Raw genomic sequence first — 3,981 nt, forward strand, 5'->3', positions numbered from 1 at the left:
GCCTGGAGGGCATGGTGTGCCCAGTTCGTCGGGCGTACCTGGCGTGCCTGATGATGTGTCCGGGATGCCTGATTCATCCGGTGCGTCCGGTGCGTCCGGTGCGTCCGGCGTGCCTGGAGCGTCCGTCGCCGCGGGGGTGAACGTCTCGCTGACCAGGGTCAGCTCGGTTCCGGTGGACGAGGCGGGCAGCGGCACGGCGACCGGCGTGAACACGGCGCCGGCCTCGACGTCGGCGAGGGCCTGCCCGGCCGCGTCGATGACGCGCAGCCGTACCGTCCCGGACGCCCCGGGCCGGCCGACGTCGGCGTGCAGCACCCGGTCGCCGCCGGGGGCGACCGAGAGGACCCCCGCGCCGTTCGACCAGACCCACTGCCGGCGGCGGCCGCCCTCGGGCGGATACCAGCCCGTCCCGTACCCGACCGCCGGGCGCACGCCTCGCAGGAACGGGCTGCCGGCGCGGATCGCGGCCCGGCGCCACGCCGCCGCGTCGTGATCGGCCGGTGTCGGGAAGAAGCACAGGTACGCCGAGTGCCTCGAGCGGGGGACCAGCCGGCTCATGTACGAGCCGTTGACGAACAGGTCGTACTCGGCGCTGATCTCGGCGACGGCGTCGTCGCCCCGGTCGGGCAGCAGGCGGTACCGGCAGCCGGACAGGTCGAGCCCGAGGTGGGCACCGAGCGCGTCCAGGTCGACCGCCGAATGCCCCAGCAGGTCGACCTCGGCGCCTTCGGCCGCGAGCACCTCGGCGATCATGCCGTTGTGGCGTTCCCCGCCGCCCATGGAGTGCCAGAACCTGTTGTAGACGGCGGCCCGGATGCCGCTGGCCGGCTTGGCTGCCGGCCGCCGCGTGTCAGCCGGGTGCCGAGCGGTGGCCTCGGCGGCGACCGGCCGCGTTGCGGTCGCCTGCGCTGTCGCGGGCGGTGCCGGTGTCGTCGTGGCCGCCGGTGTTGCCGCCGGTGCCGGTGCCGGTGCCGCCGGTGTTGCCGTCGGTGGTGTCGTCGGTCCGGTCGTCATCGTCGCACCAGCCAGTTCTCCAGCTCGTGGCGGCGGGTCGAGGCGGTGCGTGAGATCGCCCGGCGGCGGGCCAGCATGGCCGGCAGCAGCCGCAGGTAGGAGGCGATGACCGTCAGCCGCAGCCAGGTCGGGCGCAGCGGGGGGCGGCTGCGCGCGGCCCACGCCTGGCGCAGCGTCCGCAGCGCGATGGACGCGGTCGTCAGCGGGTAGCGGGCCACCGCCGCCAGCGCGATCCGGGCGCTCGCGTCCTTGGTGAGCATCAGCAGCCGGTTACGGTCGGTGTGGAAGACGAACAGCGGCGACCACTCGACGCTGGACGCCGAGTGGACGTGCCGCAGCACCGCGTCCGGTATGTAACGGATCGTGTAGCCGCGGGCGCGGATCCGCCAGGACAGGTCGGTGTCCTCGTAGTAGAGGAAGAAGTCGTCGTCGAACCAGCCGAGCTCGCGCCCAAGCTGGGTGCGGATCGCCATGCCGTTGCCGCAGGCGGTGAAAACCTCCTCGGCCCGGGCGAACTGGCCGGTGTCGACCTGCTGGTAGCCGCGGTCGGCGCCGTACCCGTCGCGCAGCACGATCCCGCCGACGTTGTTGATCACATCGACGCGCGCCACGCCGTCCGGGACGGTGAACTCCACCGTGGACGGTTCGGCGCCGGCGTCCAGCGTGACCGACCCGCCGTCCCAGCTCAGCGTGACCGGTTTGGGTGCCTGGCCGGCCCAGGTGAAACCGAGCGTGACCGGGCCCCCTTCCGGGACCGGGACGCACAGCTCGCCGTCACCGCGGGTCCAGAAGAACGGCGCGTCCCGGCCGCCCTCGGCGCCGAAGGTCAGTTTCTCCCACAGGACCTCCCGTAGCACCTCCCGGCCGTCGACGGTCACCGACGACACCCGGACGCCGAGTTCGCGCGGGTCGTGCGGGCCGGGGGTGAAGGCCGGCGTCGACAGCCGCAGCCGTAGGAAGCGGGGGAGGAAGACGACCTTGCCGGTGACCGCACCCAGGCGGTCGCCGCCGGGGGCGTCGAACGGCGCCAGCAGGTTGGCCAGCCAGTCCGGCTCGGGCACCGCGTCGTTGTTGAGCAGGGCGGCGTACTCGGTGGTGACCGCGCGTAGCGCGAGGTTGTTGCCGCCGGCGAAGCCGAGGTTGGTCTCGGAGGGCACCAGCCGGACCCACGGGTAGCGCTCGGCCAGCAGCGCCCGGGAGGAGTCCTGCGACGCGTTGTCGACCACCCACGTCTCGAAGGCGAAGCCGGTCACCTGCTTGGCCAGGCCGTCCAGGCAGGCCGGCAGCAGGTGCGCACCGTTCCAGTTGACGATGACGACGGTCACCAGCGGCTTGGCCGGCTCGGCCTCCGGGCCGGCGGGCGTGGTGTCCGGGCCGGTGGCGGCGACGGCCGGGTCGCCGGCCGCGCTGGTCAGGTCGGTGGGTGTGACGCCCAGGGCGGCTGACGCGCTGGCGGGCGCGCCGGCCGGGCTGCTGGACTCGGTGGCCGGGCTGCTGGACGTGCTGACCGGGCTGGCGGGCGCGCCGGCCGGGCTGCTGGACGCGCTGGCCGGGCTGGCGGGCGCGGTGGCCGGGCTGCTGGACGCGCTGGCCGGGCTGGCCGGGCTGCTGGACGCGCTGGCGGACTCGGTGTTCGGCCCGGGGGCCGGGCCGGGGGTGGTCGGGTCGCTCATCCGCGGGCCCTCGCCTCGTAGTCGACTTTGAGCAGGCCACCGGCCTGCGGGCCGCTGATCCCGAACAGGTCGTCGAAGCGGCGCTTGGTGACCGGGGCGCCGGTGGCGGCATCGGAGACGTGCACGCTGATCGCGAACGCGCCCAGCAGCTCGGGGATTTTCGGCACGGTGAAGTCCACGGTGAGCAGGCCGGGTCTGCTCGGTATGCCGCCGACGGGCGTCTCCATCAGCCAGATCGGCAGATCGTGCTGGCCGAGAACGTAGACGTGCAGGTAGATCCGTTCCGGCGCGTCCAGGGTGAGGTCGAGGGTCAGGGAGACGGTCAGTTTCTCACCCGGGTCGAACTGGACCTGGGACGGCCCCCCAGGGTCCCTGGCGAAGGTCGCCAGGACGGGCCGGACGGCGGCGACGTCGTAGGGCACGGGCCCGTCCGAGGGCAGGCTGCCCAGGCGTTGCCGCAGCAGCCGGGTGCCGATCTCCGGCGCGCCGTCGAAGATCATCGAACCGGATTCCAGGACCAGGACCCGGTCGCAGATGCTCTCGACCAGGTCCAGGGAGTGCGTGACGAACAGGATCGTGCGCCCCTGCCGCCGGAACTCCTCGATCTTCGCCAGGCACTTCTTCTGGAAGGCCTCGTCCCCGACCGCCAGCACCTCGTCCACCAGCAGGACGTCCGGGTCGACGTGGACGGCCACGGCGAACCCGAGCCGGACGTACTGGCCGGACGAGTAGTGCTTGACCTCGTCGTCGATCTTGTGGGGGAGCTCGGCGAAGTCGACGATCGAGTCGAACATCCGGTCGATCTCGCGGCGGGACAGGCCGAGCAGGGACGCGTTGAGGTAGACGTTGTCCCGCCCGGTCAGCTCGCCGTTGAAGCCGGCGCCGAGCTCCAGCAGGGAGGCGATCCGCCCGTTGACCGAGACCTCGCCGTGGGTCGGGCGCAGGATGCCGGCCAGCACCTTCAGCAGCGTGGACTTGCCGGAGCCGTTCGCCCCGGCGAGCCCCACCGTCTGGCCGTTGCCGATCTCCACGTCGATGTCGCGCAGCGCCCAGAAGTCGTCCCCGCTGGCCTGCCCGCGGCGGACGAACAGCTCCTTGAGGCTGGTCGCCCGCCGGTGGTAGGAGACGAACTTCTTGCTCACACCGGTCGCCCGGATCACCATCGGGGCAGCCGACGGGCCCCCCGGGGCGGCCTCGGGCGCCGGGGCGCCCACCATGGACGCCGGACCTGCCGCGTCCACCGGACCTGCCGCGTCCACCGGGCTCGCCGCGTCCGCCGCGGATGCCAGGCTGG

At 73.4% G+C, this 3,981-nt stretch carries 3 protein-coding genes and 1 pseudogene; 1 reads left to right on the forward strand and 3 read right to left on the reverse strand.

Translation table 11 applies throughout. The features are described from left to right. Positions 1–1,014 (reverse strand): annotated as a pseudogene (locus tag AC5LUJ_RS16955) (hypothetical protein); the annotation flags it as partial. After that, positions 1,011–2,429, reverse strand: a complete 1,419-nt coding sequence (locus tag AC5LUJ_RS16960; protein WP_445548272.1) for a glycosyltransferase family 2 protein — start codon at positions 2,427–2,429, stop codon at positions 1,011–1,013. The pseudogene AC5LUJ_RS16955 and the gene AC5LUJ_RS16960, both read right to left, overlap by 4 nt. Here AC5LUJ_RS16960 and AC5LUJ_RS16965 point away from each other — a divergent pair. Further along, complete coding sequence (locus AC5LUJ_RS16965; RefSeq protein WP_250290214.1) at positions 2,326–2,718, forward strand: hypothetical protein; 393 nt, start codon at positions 2,326–2,328, stop codon at positions 2,716–2,718. The genes AC5LUJ_RS16960 and AC5LUJ_RS16965 overlap by 104 nt on opposite strands. Here AC5LUJ_RS16965 and AC5LUJ_RS16970 read toward each other — a convergent pair. Further along, complete coding sequence (locus AC5LUJ_RS16970) at positions 2,684–3,904, reverse strand: ABC transporter ATP-binding protein (protein ID WP_250284946.1); 1,221 nt, start codon at positions 3,902–3,904, stop codon at positions 2,684–2,686. The genes AC5LUJ_RS16965 and AC5LUJ_RS16970 overlap by 35 nt on opposite strands. Positions 3,905–3,981 lie beyond the last annotated feature (77 nt).

The organism is Protofrankia sp. CiP1_Cm_nod3 (genome assembly GCF_982290655.1).

Bases quoted from the DNA above. Each gene is read 5' to 3' on its own strand.
- AC5LUJ_RS16965 (WP_250290214.1), top strand. From the start codon at position 2,326: ATGACGACGGTCACCAGCGGCTTGGCCGGCTCGGCCTCCGGGCCGGCG.
- AC5LUJ_RS16970 (WP_250284946.1), bottom strand. From the start codon at position 3,904: ATGGTGGGCGCCCCGGCGCCCGAGGCCGCCCCGGGGGGCCCGTCGGCT.